General features: G+C 29.1%; 1 protein-coding gene. It reads left to right on the forward strand.

Annotated elements, in window-relative coordinates; genetic code table 11:
* On the forward strand, positions 1-386 hold a 386-nt coding region (locus IDG60_RS19350; protein WP_241013405.1), incomplete at its 5' end, for a polysaccharide lyase beta-sandwich domain-containing protein.
* Positions 387-656: the final 270 nt, after the last annotated feature.

The following is a 656-nucleotide window of genomic DNA, read 5'->3' on the forward strand; positions in this document are numbered from 1 at the left end:
ATGTGTTGTATCCAGGCTTATCTAAAGATGACTTTAATACAAAAAAAGATAAAGTAACTGTCGTTAAACAAGATGATGACTTCCACGTTGTGAAAGATAATGAATCGGTTTGGGCTGGTGTTAATTACAGCGATAGCACTCAAACTTTTATCATTAACAACACTAAAGTCGAAGTTAAAGCAAAAGGTATGTTTATACTTAAAAAGAAAGATGATAAAACTTATGAATGTAGCTTCTATAATCCCGAATCTACAAATACCGCTTCAGATATTGAATCTAAAATTTCAATGACTGGATACTCTATTACAAACAAAAATACGTCGACTTCTAATGAATCCGGCGTGCGCTTTGAATTACAACAAACATTAAATAAAGATGATAATTAATGATTTAAAATTATAGTAACATGATGGTTTATTATATTTCTTTTTTCAAAATACACGAGTCATATCCCTCGTTAAAAACTATTACTAAAAATCAAAAATATAAAAAAATCAAAAAGTATGTTTTAAACTTTATGAAACGTGTTATACAAATAGTGTAATATCCTACAAAACAAAAAGGAGATTGAGTTATGAAACTAAAATCATTTGTTACTGCCACTTTAGCATTGGGATTATTATCAACAGTAGGTGCAGCTTTACCGAGTCATGAAG

This window comes from Staphylococcus sp. EG-SA-2, assembly GCF_017152085.1.